The organism is Sphingomonas sp. CFBP 13733 (assembly GCF_014841795.1).
In the GTDB taxonomy this organism is placed as follows: Bacteria; Pseudomonadota; Alphaproteobacteria; order Sphingomonadales; family Sphingomonadaceae; genus Sphingomonas; species Sphingomonas aerolata.
In genome coordinates this window covers 177,850-191,152 of the sequence record NZ_JACYUP010000005.1, presented here as the reverse complement: position 1 = coordinate 191,152, position 13,303 = coordinate 177,850, and the positions used below count along the sequence as shown (strand labels likewise).

Below are 13,303 nucleotides of genomic sequence, written 5' to 3'. Positions count from 1 at the left end.
GCCGGCCTCGGCATAGCCTAGCGCCATGCATGATATCCGTCTGATCCGTGAAAACCCCGCCGCGTTCGACGCAGCTCTCGCCCGCCGCGGCGCTGCCCCCGCCAGCGATCGGCTCGTCGCCCTCGACGAGCGCCGCCGTACGACGATCGCCGAAGCGCAGGCCGCGCAGACCCGCCGCAACGAGCTGTCCAAGGCGATCGGCCAGGCCAAGGCGCAGAAGGACGAACCGCGCGCGCAGGCGTTGATGGCGGAAGTTGCCGCGCTGAAGGCCGCGCTGCCGACGCTCGAGGCCGACGAGGCGGCGCTGACCGCCGAGCTCGATGCGGCGCTCGCGGCGATCCCCAATCTGCCCGCATCGGACGTCCCTGCGGGGGTCGACGAGAGCGGGAATGTGCTCGTCCATGCACGCGGGACGAAGCCCGACTTCGCCTTCGCCCCGCGCGAGCATGACGTCGTCGGCCCGGCGATCGGGCTCGATTTCGAGACCGGCGTTGCGATGTCCGGTGCCCGTTTCACGCTGGTACGCGGCCCCGCCGCACGGCTGCAGCGCGCCCTCGGCCAGTTCATGCTCGACCGGCTGACGCGCGATCACGGCTTCGAGGAAGTCGCGCCGCCGCTGCTGGTGCGGGACGAGGCGGTGTTCGGCACGGGCCAGCTGCCCAAGTTTGCCGAGGACCTGTTCCGCACCACCGACGGCCGCTGGCTGATCCCGACCGCAGAGGTCAGCCTGACCAACATCGTGCGCGAACGGATCCTGACCGACGGCGAACTGCCGCTGCGCTTCGCCGCGCTGACGCCGTGTTTCCGCTCGGAGGCCGGCTCGGCCGGTCGCGACACCCGCGGCTATATTCGCCAGCATCAGTTCGACAAGGTCGAGATGGTCGCGATCGTCACCCCGGACCAGTCCGAGGCCGAGCACGAGCGGATGACGCAGTGCGCCGAGGGCGTTCTCGACGCGTTGCAGCTTCCGTTCAGGCGGATGCTCCTATGCGGTGGCGATATGGGCTTCACCGCGGCGCGCACCTATGATCTGGAAGTCTGGCTCCCCGGCCAGGCGCAGTATCGCGAGATCTCCAGCATCTCGACCTGTACCGATTTCCAGGCGCGTCGCATGAACGCGCGCTATCGCCCCGAGGGCGAGAAGGCGACGCGGTTCGTCCACACGCTCAACGGCTCCAGCCTCGCGGTCGGCCGCACGCTCGTCGCGGTGATCGAGAATTATCAGCAGGCGGATGGCGCGGTCGCGGTGCCGACCGCGCTCCAGCCCTATCTCGGTGGCCTCACCCTGCTCGAGCCCGCTGCCTGATGCGGATCCTGCTGACCAATGACGACGGTTATCACGCGCGCGGGCTGAAGGTGCTCGAGGCGATCGCCGCGACGCTGTCCGACGATGTCTGGGTGGTGGCGCCGGCGGAGGAACAGTCGGGCGCGGGCCATTCGCTGACGCTGTCGCGACCGCTGCGCGTGCGCAAGTTCGCCGAGAAGCGCTATGCCGTCGCCGGCACGCCGACCGATGCGGTGATGATGGCGCTGGCCCGGATCATGAAAGACAGCCCCCCCGACCTGATCCTGTCGGGGGTCAATCGCGGCGCCAACCTCGCCGAGGACGTCACCTATTCGGGCACCGTCTCCGCCGCGATGGAGGGGGCGCTGGCCGGGGTCCGGTCGATCGCGCTGAGCCAGGTCTATAGCCGCGAAGGGATGGGCGATTCGGTCCCGTTCGAGGTCGCCGCCGCCTGGGGCGAACGCGTCCTGCGCCCGCTGCTCGATGCGCCGCTTGCCCCCCGCACCCTCGTCAACGTCAACTTCCCCGTCGGTGCGGCCGATGCGGTGCGCGGCATTCGCGTCGTCGGCCAGGGCCTGCGCGACTATGGTCGGTTGCAGATCGTCACCAACACCGACCCGCGCGGCTATGAGTATCACTGGTTCGCGCTGAGCGGCGCGGTCGAGACGCCGCTTCACTCGACCGATCTGGAGGCGATTGCGGACGGCTATATTTCGGTCACACCGCTGCATCTCGATCTGACGCATGCCGAGTCGCTGGACATGCTGGGACGCGCCTACGCGTGACGCGCGCCGCCGCGATCCTGGGCGCGGCGCTGGCTCTCGCCGGGTGCATCCCGAGCGTCGACACGCCGGTCCGGTCCGACCGCGGGCCGCCGCCGCAGTCGCTCGAACGGATCCAGCGCCTCCCACCCGCCGACCCGCAGGACCGCTCCGCGAACGACGCGCGCGACCGCAGCGACGCCGCCCGATCCGACCCCTATGACGCTCCGCCGCGTCGGCGCACCTATCCGCGCCGCGTGGAGCGGCAGGACGCCAGCCCTGCCCCCTCACCCGTCCGGCGCGCCGATCGCATCCCCGTGCCCGTCTCGACGCTGCCGGCGCCGCGCCCCGCCTGGGAGGAGCGCCCGGTCGCGGCGGATGCGCAACGCGTCGAGCAATCACTCTATACGGTCCGCCCGGGCGATACGCTGCTCGCCATCGCCGAACGCTCTGGGGCGAGCAGCGAGGCGATCGCGCGCGCCAACGCGATCGAACCGCCCTTCACGATCCAGACGGGACAGCGGCTGACCATCCCGGCAGGGCGCTATCACCTCGTCCGGCGCGGCGAGACCGGGATCGCAATCGCCCGCGCCTATGGGGTCGCCTGGTCGCGCATCGTTGCCGTCAACGCGTTGCTCGAACCCTATGTGCTGCGTGCGGGCCAGCGCATTGTCATCCCCGATACCGAAGGCGGCACAAGCCTCGCCGATCGGGCGGCGGCGTTCACGCTCGACGTCGACGACATCCTGACCGGCGGCGAGCCTGCGCTTGCGAGCAACCAGGCGCCGGTCCGCCCGACCCCGACCCCGCGGCGCATCCTGCCGCCGAGCGCGGTCGTCACGGCGCCGGTACGGCTCGCGGGCGGCGGCTTCCTCTGGCCGGTCGACGGCCGCGTCGTGAAGCGGTTCGGCCACGGCGCCAGCGGGGAACGCAACGACGGCATCAAGATCGCCATTCCCGTCTCGACCCCGATCCGCGCCACCGCCGACGGCGTCGTCGCCTATGTCGGCGACGGCATTGCCGCGCTCGGCGGGCTGGTGATCGTCAAGCATGGCGGCGGCTGGACCAGCGTCTATGGCCATGCCTCGAAACTGCTGGTCCAGCGTGGCCAGAGCGTGAAGCGCGGCCAGACGATCGCGCTGTCGGGCGACACCGGATTCGCCGATCGCCCCGAACTCCATTTCGAACTCCGCAAGGGCCGCACCCCGGTCGACCCGTCGTCGCAACTGCCGCGGATGTAACCGGCGCGTACGGTGCCGCGGACTTACCGTCCCAAAATCCGTCATCCTGACGAAAGTCAGGATCCAGAGCCATGAGCGCCAGGGCCTGTAACCCTGGATCCTGACTTTCGTCAGGATGACGGTTGAGAATGCGATGACGGCGGGACGGGACGATGACCACGCGGCTGGGATGACGGACCGCACAACCGCTGCTAGTGGCTCCTCCATGACCTACCAGTCCGACCTGCTCACCACGCTGACCGCGCGCGGTTATGTCCACCAGATGACCGACGCCGCCGCGCTCGATGCGCTCGCGGGCAAGCAGGTCGTGCCCGGCTATATCGGCTTCGACCCGACCGCGCCGTCGCTCCACGTCGGCAGCCTCGTCCAGATCATGCTACTCCGTCGGCTCCAACAGACCGGCCACAAGCCGATCGTCCTGATGGGCGGCGGCACCGGCAAGATCGGCGATCCGAGCTTCAAGGACGAGGCGCGCAAGCTGCTCGGCGAGGACGGCATCAAGGCGAACGTCGCCTCGATCCGCCGCATCTTCGAACGCTTCCTGACGTTCGGCGACGGCCCGACCGATGCGGTCATGCTCGACAACGCCGAGTGGCTCGACGCGCTCGAATATATCCCGTTCCTGCGCGACGTCGGCCAGCATTTCTCGGTCAACCGGATGCTCGCCTTCGATTCGGTCAAGCTCCGCCTCGACCGCGAACAGTCGCTGAGCTTCCTCGAATTCAACTACATGATCCTCCAGGCCTACGACTTTCTCGAACTGTCGCGCCGCGCCGGATGCCGGCTGCAGATGGGCGGATCGGACCAATGGGGCAACATCGTCAACGGCGTTGAGCTGTCGCGCCGGATGGACGGCACCGAGGTGTACGGCGTCACCACCCCGCTGATCACGACCGCGGATGGCGGCAAGATGGGCAAGACGATGTCGGGCGCGGTCTGGCTGCACGAGGATCAGCTGCCGCATTTCGATTACTGGCAGTTCTGGCGCAACACCGACGACCGCGACGTCGGCCGGTTCCTGCGGCTGTTCACCGACCTGCCGCTCGACGAGATCGCGCGGTTGGAGGCGCTCGAAGGCGCTGAGATCAACGCCGCCAAGGTCGTCCTCGCGAACGAGGCGACCGCGATGTGCCGCGGCCGCGACGCCGCCGAGCAGGCCGCCGAGACCGCGCGCAAGACCTTCGAGGAAGGCGCGTCGGGCGACGCCCTGCCGAGCCTGACCTGCACCGGGACCGGCATCGGCGTCGTCGAGGCGCTGGTCGGGCTAGGCTTCGTCGCATCGAACGGCGAGGCGCGACGCAAGATCGGCGAAGGCGCAGTCCGTGTCGACGGCGAACCCCTGCGCGACCCCGCAGCGACGATCCCCGTCGCCGCGCCGGTCCGCCTCAGCCTCGGCAAGAAGCGTCACGGAATGCTGCTGCCCGGCTGACCCGCCGGACCGGCACGGTCATGAACACTGCGTTAGGGATGGTTGGTGGCACGGGCTTCATGATGTCGGCCTAGCCCTCGACCGGGGCACAGCGGGGACTGACCAATGCCGAACCAAGCGACGTCTAGGCACGAGACGCGGTCTGAGCCGCGCGACGAAGTGATGCACCGCACGCGTGCGGCGGACAGCGCAGGCACCGAATTGAGGCTTACGTTGGTCAACGTCTCGCCAAGCGGCCTCATGGCGCGCTGCGACGGCGATCTGGACGCCGGCGAGCGGCTCCACGTCCGCATGCCGATCGTCGGCGACATCCTCGCCCACGTCCGCTGGTCGCTCGGCGGACGGATCGGCTGCGCCTTCGACCGGACGATCCCGCCCAAGGCCTATTACGGCATGCTCGCGGCGATGCTCCGCACCAGCTGACCGGGCCGCCCGTCAGCCCGATCGCAGCAACGCCACCCCGGCATCGCGGTCGAACAGGTACAGCGCGGTGCGCGCCGCCTGCCCACGCGGTCCCTCCAGCCCGCCGTCGCGATCGATCAGCAACCGCGCATCGTCATGTGCACATTGCAGCAGGTCGGCCATCATGTCGGGCGTCGCGAGCCGGAACGCCATCTCGCCCGACTGCTTCGTACCCAGCAATTCGCCCGCGCCGCGCAACCGCAGATCCTCCTCGGCGATCCGGAACCCGTCATTGGTCTCGCGCATCAGCGCCAGCCGCGCGCGCGACGTCTCGCTGAGCGACGAACCCCGCATCAGCAGGCAGATCGACCGCCCGCTTCCCCGCCCGACCCGACCGCGCAGCTGGTGAAGCTGCGCTAGGCCGAAGCGGTCGGCATGCTCGATCACGATCAGCGTCGCGTTGGGCACGTCGACGCCGACCTCGATCACCGTCGTCGCGACCAGAACGGCGGTGCGCGCGGCGGAGAACTCGGCCATCACCGCGTCCTTCTCGGCGGGCTTCATCCGGCCATGGACGAGCGCCACCTTGTCGCCGAACCGCGCACGCAGCGTCTCCGCACGCATCTCGGCCGCAGCGAGATCGCTCTTCTCGCTCTCCTCGACCAGCGGGCACACCCAATAGGCCTGCCCCCCGTCCGCCAGATGCCGACCGAGCGCGTTGACCACGTCGTCGAGCCGATCCTCCGAAATCACCCGCGTCTCGATCGGCTGGCGGCCCGGCGGCATCTCGTCGAGTCGGCTGACGTCCATCTCGCCGTACTGCGCGAGCGTCAGCGTGCGCGGGATCGGCGTCGCGGTCATCGCCAGCAGATGCGGCGGCGCGATCCCCTTGGCCTGCAGCGTCATCCGCTGCGCGACGCCGAACCGGTGCTGCTCGTCGACCACCACCAGCGCGAGGTCCTTGTAGGCGACCGCATCCTGGAAGATCGCGTGCGTGCCGACGAGGATATCGATCTCGCCGCTCGCCAGCGCCATCAGCGTCGCCTCGCGGACGCGGCCCTTGTCGCGCCCGGTCAGTACGCCGACCTCGATCGGCAGCCCGGCGAGCGTCTTTCGCAGTGTCTCGTAATGCTGGCGCGCGAGGATCTCGGTCGGTGCGAGCATCGCCGCCTGCGCACCCGCCTCGACCGCGATCAGCATCGCCATCGCCGCGACCAGCGTCTTGCCGGAGCCGACATCGCCCTGCAGCAGCCGCAGCATCGGCGCGGTCTGCGCGAGATCGCCCTCGATCTCCCCCACCGTCCGCGATTGCGCGCCGGTCAGCGTATAGGGCAGCTTGAGCATACCCCGCAGCCGCCCGTCGCCATGCAGCGCACGCCCCCGCCGCTTGCGGGTATCAGCTCGGACGAGCGTCATCGCGAGCTGGTTGGCGAACACCTCGTCATAGGCCAGCCGCTCGCGCGCCTTGGCATCCGACGGGTCGGCGTGGATCCGCGCCAGCGATTCGTGCCAGCCCGGCCATTCGCGCTTCGCCTTCAGCCCGGGCTCGATCCACTCGGCCAGATCGGGCGCCCGCGCGACCGCCTGCGTCGTCAGCGCCGCCAGCCGCCGCGATGTCAGCCCCTCCGACAGCGGATAGATCGGCTCGCGCTCGCGCAACTCCTCGTCCTGCTCGACGATGTCCGGATGGACGATCTGCAGTTCCTGGCCATATTCGTCGAGCCGCCCCGACACGCGCCTGGCCTCGCCGATCGGCAGCAGCTTCTTCGCCCAGCCCGAACTGCCGCCGAAGAAGACGAGGCTGACATAATTGCCATGCTCGTCGGTCGCCTGCACCCGCGTCGGGCCACGCCCCGCGCTGACGCGATACTCGCGCGCGGTCAGCGTGATGACGATGATCCGCCCGGCATCGCTCGACATCAGCTCGGTGCGGGGCAGCCGGTCGACATAGCCGGTCGGCAGATGGAAGGCGACGTCGACGACGCGCGCGAGCCCGAGCCGGTCGAGCGGCTTGGCGAGCGCAGGCCCCACCCCTTTCAGGACGAGGGTTTCGGCGAACAGCGGATTGAGGATTTCGGGTCGCATGACTATCTGCCCCCTATAGCCCAGCCGACGCCCGCCGCCAGCGGGTCGCCGGTCAATCGGCGTTGGAGATATGATGGACCACGAAACCCGCCTCAAGCGCCTCGGCTTCCGCAGCTCGCACCGCGGCACGCGCGAAGCCGACATGATGATCGGCGGCTTCTTCGAAACCTATGGCCGCAGCTGGACGCCCGAGCAGCTCGACTGGTTCGAGGCGCTGCTCGAACAGCAGGACGTCGACATCATGGGCTGGGCGATCGGCTCGATTCCCTGCCCGCCCGAATGGGACGGCCCGATGATGCAGGCGATGCGCGACATCAATTACGTCACGGTCGTAAAGTAACGCCGAGACACTGTTCCCCGGCGAAGGCCGGGGCCCAGTTGGGGGACGTCGATGATTGACGTCGAAACCTGATTTACGATTGCCTTCCCAACTGGGCCCCGGCCTTCGCCGGGGAACGAGAAGCGAATATGCCAGATCTGAACACGATCCTCTCCGCGACGACCCCGCTGACGCTGTCGGGCGTGCCATCGGGGTTCCAGCCGTCGCTGCTTGCCGACCTCGCCCGCGCCGCGAAGACGCGCGCGGTGTTCATCGCCCCCGATGATGCGGCGATGCGCGCGATCGCCTCGACCGCGGCCTATTTCGCGCCCGATCTCGAGGTGTTGAGCTTCCCCGCCTGGGATTGCCTTCCCTATGACCGCGCCTCGCCGACCCTGCGGATCATGGCCGAGCGCGTCGCCGCGCTGCACCGCCTGCAGGCCAAGCCCAAGGGCCCGCAGCTCCTGCTCACCACGGTCAACGCGGCGACCCAGCGCGTCCTGACCCCGTTTCGCGTCCGCCAGCTCGTCGCCCGCCTCGCGCCCGGCGAACGGATCGGCCGCGACACGCTCGCCACGTTGCTCCAGGCGAACGGCTATGTCCGCACCGACACCGTTCACGACCAGGGCGAATATGCGGTGCGTGGCGGGATCGTCGATCTCTATCCCTCGGGCGAGGACCATGCGCTGCGTCTCGACTTCTTCGGCGACGAGATCGAGAGCGTCCGCACCTTCGACGCCGCCGACCAGCGCACCACCGGCCGGATCGACGGGTTCGTCCTGCTCCCCGCCTCCGAAGCCCTGCTTGACGAGGAGTCGATCAAGCGCTTCCGCACCCGCTACCGCGACGCGTTCGGCGCGACCGCGACGGGCGACCCGATGTATCAGGCGATCTCGGACGGCCGCCGCATCGCCGGGATGGAGCATTGGCTGCCGCTGTTCGAGGACAAGATGGCGACGCTGTTCGACCATCTCGGCGGTGACGACGTCGTCGTCCGCGACAGCGGGGTCGGCGCCGCGGCGGAGAGCCGGTTCGAATCGATCACCGATTATTACGCGAACCGCCGACGCGCCGAAGCCGCGCAGCCGGGCAGCTATCGCCCGCTGGGTGCGACCGCGCTCTATCTCGACGCGCCACACTGGTCCGTCGCGCTCGACGCCGCCACCGCGCATGTCGTCACGCCCTTCCACGAACCGACCAGCGCCACCGTGCTCGACTTCGACGTCGACGGCCCGCGCGATTTCGGCCCCGAGCGCGCCGCGCAGGCAAACATCTACGAAGCCGTCGCCGATCATGTCGAGAAACTGCGCAAACAGGGTCGCAAGCCGATCCTCGCCAGCTATTCGATCGGCGCGCGCGAACGTCTGGGGAGCCTGCTCGCCGATCACGGGATGAAGGGCGGCAAGCACGCTGAAACCTGGCAGGAGGCGCTCGGCGTCTCGGATACCGCGAAAAGCTTCGGCGTCGCACTGGTAGTCCTGCCGCTCGACCATGGCTTCACCGCGCCCGGCGTCGCCGTCCTCACCGAGCAGGACATGCTCGGCGACCGCCTCGTCCACCGCAAGAAGCGCAAGAAATCCGCCGACGCGTTCCTCGCCGAACTGGCGACGCTGACGCCCGGCGATCTGGTCGTCCACACCGAGCACGGCATCGGCCGCTACGAAGGCCTGACCTCGATCCCGGTCGGCCAGAGCCCGCACGACTGCGTCGCGCTGAGCTATGCCGGCGGCGACAAGCTCTACGTGCCGGTCGAGAATATCGACGTGCTGTCACGTTACGGATCGTCGGAGGAAGGCGCATCACTCGACAAGCTCGGCGGCGAAGGCTGGCAGCGTCGCAAGTCGAAGATGAAGGAGCGGATCCGCGAGATCGCGGGCGAGCTCATCGCGACCGCCGCCGAGCGCGCGCTGCATCCCGGCGACGTGCTCGAACCCGACGCCAGTGGTTACCCCAGCTTCGTCGATCGCTTCCCCTATGAGGAAACCGAGGATCAGGACCGCGCGATCGAGGAGGTTCTCGCCGATCTGTCTGCGGGCAAGCCGATGGACCGGCTCGTGGTCGGCGATGTCGGCTTTGGCAAGACCGAGGTCGCGCTGCGCGCCGCATTCGTCGCGGCGATGGGCGGCAAGCAGGTCGCGATCGTCTGCCCGACGACGCTGCTCGCGCGCCAGCACTACAACAACTTCGTCAGCCGGTTCGAAGGCTTCCCGATGAACATGGGCCGCCTCTCGCGGCTCGTCACCGCGAGCGAGGCGAAGGCGACCAAGGAGGGGCTGGCGAACGGCACGATCGACGTCGTCATCGGCACGCACGCGCTGCTGGCCAAGAACATCGACTTCAAGCGGCTGGGCCTTGTCGTGGTCGACGAAGAGCAGCGGTTCGGCGTCACGCACAAGGAGCGGCTGAAGGCGCTCCGGGCCGACGTCCACATGCTGACGCTGACCGCGACGCCGATCCCGCGCACGTTGCAGATGGCGATGTCGGGCATCCGCGAGCTGTCGGTCATCCAGACCCCGCCTGTCGATCGCCTCGCGGTGCGGACCTACATCATGCCCTTCGACCCCGTCGTCCTGCGCGAGGCGCTGCTCCGCGAGCATTATCGCGGCGGGCAGAGCTTCGTCGTCACCCCGCGCGTCGCCGACCTGCCCGAGATCGAGGAGTTCCTGCGCGAACAGGTGCCCGAGATCCGTTTCGTCGTCGCGCACGGCCAGATGTCGCCGACCGAGGTCGAGGAGCGCATGTCCGCCTTCTACGACAAGAAGTTCGAGGTGCTCGTCTCGACCACGATCATCGAGAGCGGGATCGACATTGCGTCCGCCAACACGATGATCGTCCACCGCGCCGACCGCTTCGGCCTCGCCCAGCTCTATCAGTTGCGTGGCCGCGTCGGCCGCTCGAAGACGCGCGCCTATGCCTATCTGGTCACCCCGCCCGAGCGGCAGATGACGGTGACCGCCGAGAAGCGGCTGAAAGTGCTGTCCGATCTGGATTCGCTCGGGGCCGGGTTCCAGCTGGCGAGCCACGATCTCGATATCCGCGGGGCCGGCAACATGCTCGGCGACGAGCAGACCGGGCATATCAAGGAGGTCGGCTTCGAACTCTACCAGGCGATGCTCGAGGAGGCGATCATGGACGCCAAGTCGGGCGGTCTCGCCTCTGCGCGCCCGAAGGACTTCTCGCCGCAGATCACGGTCGACGCGCCGATCCTCATCCCCGAGGAGTATGTCCCTGATCTCGACCTCCGGATGGGGCTGTATCGCCGCCTGAACGAGCTCGAGGAAGGTCAGGAGATCGAGGCGTTCGCCGCCGAGATGATCGACCGCTTCGGCCCGCTGCCCGACGCGACCGAGAATCTGATCAGGGTCATCGAGATCAAGCTGAACGCGAAGCGCGCCTGCGTGTCGAAGATCGACGTCGGTCCGCGCGGCGTGCTCGTGTCGTTCCACAACGACACGCCGCCCAATATCGACAAGCTGCTAGCCTATGTCGAACGGCTCAACGGCGTCGCGCGGCTGCGGCCCGACAGCAAGCTGGTGCTCCAGCGCGCCTGGGGCGATCCCAAGGCACGGCTGCACGGTGCGCTGCAATTGTCGAAGGGGCTGGCAAAGGCGGCGGGCTGAGCGCCGCCGCGCTCAGCTGCTGTGGTCGGCGACGATCTTCCACGCATCACCGCGCCGCTCGAACAGCAAGGTCGTCATCCCCGTCTCGGTCGAGGTCGCGCCGGTCAGTGTCCACCGCGCGACCAGCAAGGCATGCGTCGGATCGATCCCGCGCAGCTCGGCCGGAACGAAACTCAGCCGCCCCCGGGTATTGCCAGCGTCCGTGAAGCTCGGCGCATATCTTGCTGTTATTGCGGCTTTTCCGCGCACCAGACCCTTGGGCGTCACGAACACCGCATCCTCGGCATAGACCGCGACGAACCGGGCGAGATCGCCCGCATTCCACCCCGCCGCGCTCGCCGCCATCGCCTCCCGGATCGCCACCGATGCGGGCGCCCGGTCGGGGGCGGCCAGCACGGGCGTGACGGCCGTCGCTGCGGCAACCACGATGATCATCGCCGATCTTGCCCGGCTCACGCCCGGGTCACCAGTTCGAGCAAGGCCGCGTCGCCGACCGGTTCGGACAGCAGGAAGCCCTGATACAGGCTGGCCCCGCACGCCGCGAGCAGCTCCAGCTGCTCGCAAGTCTCGACCCCCTCGGCGATCACCGACAGGCCGAGCGACCGCGCCATCGTGATCGCGCCGGCGACGACGACCCGGTCGCGCGGGCTGCCGCCGATGTCGTGGACCAGCGCCTTGTCGATCTTCACATAGTCGAGCGGCAGGTCCTTGAGATAGGCGAGGCTCGAATAGCCCGTGCCGAAATCGTCGATCGCGACGCGGCACCCCGCCCCGCGCAATTCGGTGAGCAGCGTCGACGCGCTGGCCAGATCCGCGATCAGCCCGGTCTCGGTGATCTCCACGGTCAGGCGACCGCGCGGAAAGCCGCTATCGTCGACCCGCGCGAGGAACAGCGTGGCGAAGCCGGGCCGCGCGATATCCGCCGCGGTGAGGTTGAGCGACACGCGCAGCGTCGCCAGCGCCTCGGGCCATGCCAGCGCGCGTGCCAGGACCAGCCGCTGGATATGGTCGGACAGCGCAATCCCCAGATCGGCGCGGTCCGCGGCCGCGAACAGCGCATCCGCCCCCAGCGGGCCGAGCTTGCGGTGATCCCAGCGCGCGAGCGCCTCGACGCCCGTGATCCGCCCGCTCGCAATCTCGACCTGCGGCTGGAAGCGGATGTCGATCTCGTCGAGCTCGATCGCGTGATGCAGGTCGATCGCCAGCGCATCGAGCGACATGTCGTGCGCCGCCGATGCGATCTGCAGCATCGCGCCGTCGCTGGTCTTGGCCTTGGCGAGCGCACCGAACGCGCGCCGCATCAGCGTCGCGGCACCGTCCGCCGGATCGCTCGGATCCCCCGGCTGGTGGCTCGCGACGCCGAACCGGCAGCCGAGTACCGCCAGCGCATTGGCGACCGCGAACGGCCGCGCCAGCGCCTCGTCGAGCGCCGCGATCAGCGCGGCGATGTCCGCGGCCCCGGCCCCGACCACGAGCGCGAGATCCGCGCCGCCGAGACGCGCGACGCGCGCCGCGCCTGCCATCGCCTCGGCCGCGACCGCCTCCGCCCGCTCGACCGCGACCTCGATCAGCGAATCGACCGCGGGCCGACCATGCGCGGCGTTGACGATGTCGAGCCGCGACAGCGAGACGAGCACGACGGAGACCGGCTGTGCGTCGCCGATCCGCGCCGCGATCCACTGCTGCGCGAGGTTCGGATCGCGGCCGAAGCGTGCGCCGGCCATCGCGTCGCGGCGGTCGACGATGCCCGGCCGGCCCGGCGCGCGCGTCACATGGCGCGCCGCGAAGCGCAGCGACTGGATCAGTTCGCCGTCGCTCGCCGGGTCGATCAGGAAATGCGTCGCCCCCAGCTCGAACACGCGGTCGAGCGCCGTACAGTCGCGGCGCGACAGGACGAACAGCAGCGCCCCGCCATCCTCGGCCACCCGGGGGGCGATCGTCTGCGCCGCCGCCAGCCCCTGCGCGATCGCCCCGCGCGCATCGATCAGCACGACCGGCGCGCCGCTTTCGACATAGGCCGGGTCGATACCGCTGGCGGTCGCAGTGACCACCGCATCCCAACCGCAAGCCACCGCAATATCAGCGATCTCCGCGAAGTGACGGAACGAGCATGCGAACAGCATCGTTCTGTTCAGCATGTCCTTTGTATCCAGTGTGGCCG

The 13,303-nt window shown here is 69.2% G+C and carries 10 protein-coding genes; 7 read left to right on the top strand and 3 right to left on the bottom strand.

Features of this window, described 5'->3' with window-relative positions:
• The first annotated feature begins 25 nt into the window (after positions 1-25).
• The 5 genes from serS to IFT71_RS16955 all read left to right on the top strand — a co-directional run bounded on the left by serS (position 26) and on the right by IFT71_RS16955 (position 5,139).
• Positions 26-1,306, top strand: coding sequence for a serine--tRNA ligase (gene serS / locus IFT71_RS16975; RefSeq protein WP_192142393.1), 1,281 nt, complete (start codon positions 26-28; stop codon positions 1,304-1,306).
• Entirely contained in the window at positions 1,306-2,070 is a 765-nt protein-coding gene (gene surE / locus IFT71_RS16970; protein ID WP_037531574.1) for a 5'/3'-nucleotidase SurE, read from the top strand. Before serS ends, surE begins: the two co-directional genes overlap by 1 nt.
• Positions 2,067-3,287 carry a peptidoglycan DD-metalloendopeptidase family protein gene (locus IFT71_RS16965; protein ID WP_342212683.1) on the top strand — a complete coding sequence of 407 codons (1,221 nt, stop codon included), beginning with the start codon at positions 2,067-2,069 and terminating at the stop codon, positions 3,285-3,287. Before surE ends, IFT71_RS16965 begins: the two co-directional genes overlap by 4 nt.
• Positions 3,288-3,492: 205 nt before the next feature.
• On the top strand, positions 3,493-4,716 hold the full coding sequence (tyrS, locus tag IFT71_RS16960; protein ID WP_192142391.1) for a tyrosine--tRNA ligase: 1,224 nt from the start codon (positions 3,493-3,495) through the stop codon (positions 4,714-4,716).
• A 105-nt stretch (positions 4,717-4,821) separates the two neighbouring features.
• A complete protein-coding gene (locus IFT71_RS16955) occupies positions 4,822-5,139 on the top strand; it encodes a PilZ domain-containing protein (protein WP_192142389.1) in 318 nt (105 codons plus the stop codon).
• Positions 5,140-5,151: 12 nt separating this feature from the next.
• Here the strand turns inward: IFT71_RS16955 and recG are convergent, their stop codons facing one another.
• Positions 5,152-7,203, bottom strand: coding sequence for an ATP-dependent DNA helicase RecG (gene recG, locus IFT71_RS16950; protein ID WP_192142387.1), 2,052 nt, complete (start codon positions 7,201-7,203; stop codon positions 5,152-5,154).
• Positions 7,204-7,276: 73 nt separating this feature from the next.
• Here recG and IFT71_RS16945 point away from each other — a divergent pair, with 73 nt between their 5' ends.
• Entirely contained in the window at positions 7,277-7,543 is a 267-nt protein-coding gene (locus IFT71_RS16945; protein WP_031395519.1) for an FAD assembly factor SdhE, read from the top strand.
• Positions 7,544-7,671: 128 nt separating this feature from the next.
• Positions 7,672-11,142, top strand: coding sequence for a transcription-repair coupling factor (mfd, locus tag IFT71_RS16940; RefSeq protein WP_192142386.1), 3,471 nt, complete (start codon positions 7,672-7,674; stop codon positions 11,140-11,142).
• 12 nt (positions 11,143-11,154) lie between these two features.
• Here mfd and IFT71_RS16935 read toward each other — a convergent pair whose 3' ends face one another.
• Positions 11,155-11,577 carry a YybH family protein gene (locus tag IFT71_RS16935; protein ID WP_192142384.1) on the bottom strand — a complete coding sequence of 141 codons (423 nt, stop codon included), beginning with the start codon at positions 11,575-11,577 and terminating at the stop codon, positions 11,155-11,157.
• Positions 11,578-11,594: 17 nt separating this feature from the next.
• Positions 11,595-13,280, bottom strand: a complete 1,686-nt coding sequence (locus IFT71_RS16930) for an EAL domain-containing protein (protein WP_244655007.1) — start codon at positions 13,278-13,280, stop codon at positions 11,595-11,597.
• Positions 13,281-13,303: the final 23 nt, after the last annotated feature.

Excerpts from the sequence above, each read along its gene's own strand:
- serS (WP_192142393.1), top strand. The coding sequence starts at position 26 with ATGCATGATATCCGTCTGATCCGTGAAAACCCCGCCGCGTTCGACGCA.
- surE (WP_037531574.1), top strand. The coding sequence starts at position 1,306 with ATGCGGATCCTGCTGACCAATGACGACGGTTATCACGCGCGCGGGCTG.
- tyrS (WP_192142391.1), top strand. The coding sequence starts at position 3,493 with ATGACCTACCAGTCCGACCTGCTCACCACGCTGACCGCGCGCGGTTAT.
- IFT71_RS16955 (WP_192142389.1), top strand. The coding sequence starts at position 4,822 with ATGCCGAACCAAGCGACGTCTAGGCACGAGACGCGGTCTGAGCCGCGC.
- recG (WP_192142387.1), bottom strand. The coding sequence starts at position 7,203 with ATGCGACCCGAAATCCTCAATCCGCTGTTCGCCGAAACCCTCGTCCTG.
- IFT71_RS16945 (WP_031395519.1), top strand. The coding sequence starts at position 7,277 with ATGGACCACGAAACCCGCCTCAAGCGCCTCGGCTTCCGCAGCTCGCAC.
- mfd (WP_192142386.1), top strand. The coding sequence starts at position 7,672 with ATGCCAGATCTGAACACGATCCTCTCCGCGACGACCCCGCTGACGCTG.
- IFT71_RS16935 (WP_192142384.1), bottom strand. The coding sequence starts at position 11,577 with ATGATCATCGTGGTTGCCGCAGCGACGGCCGTCACGCCCGTGCTGGCC.
- IFT71_RS16930 (WP_244655007.1), bottom strand. The coding sequence starts at position 13,280 with ATGCTGAACAGAACGATGCTGTTCGCATGCTCGTTCCGTCACTTCGCG.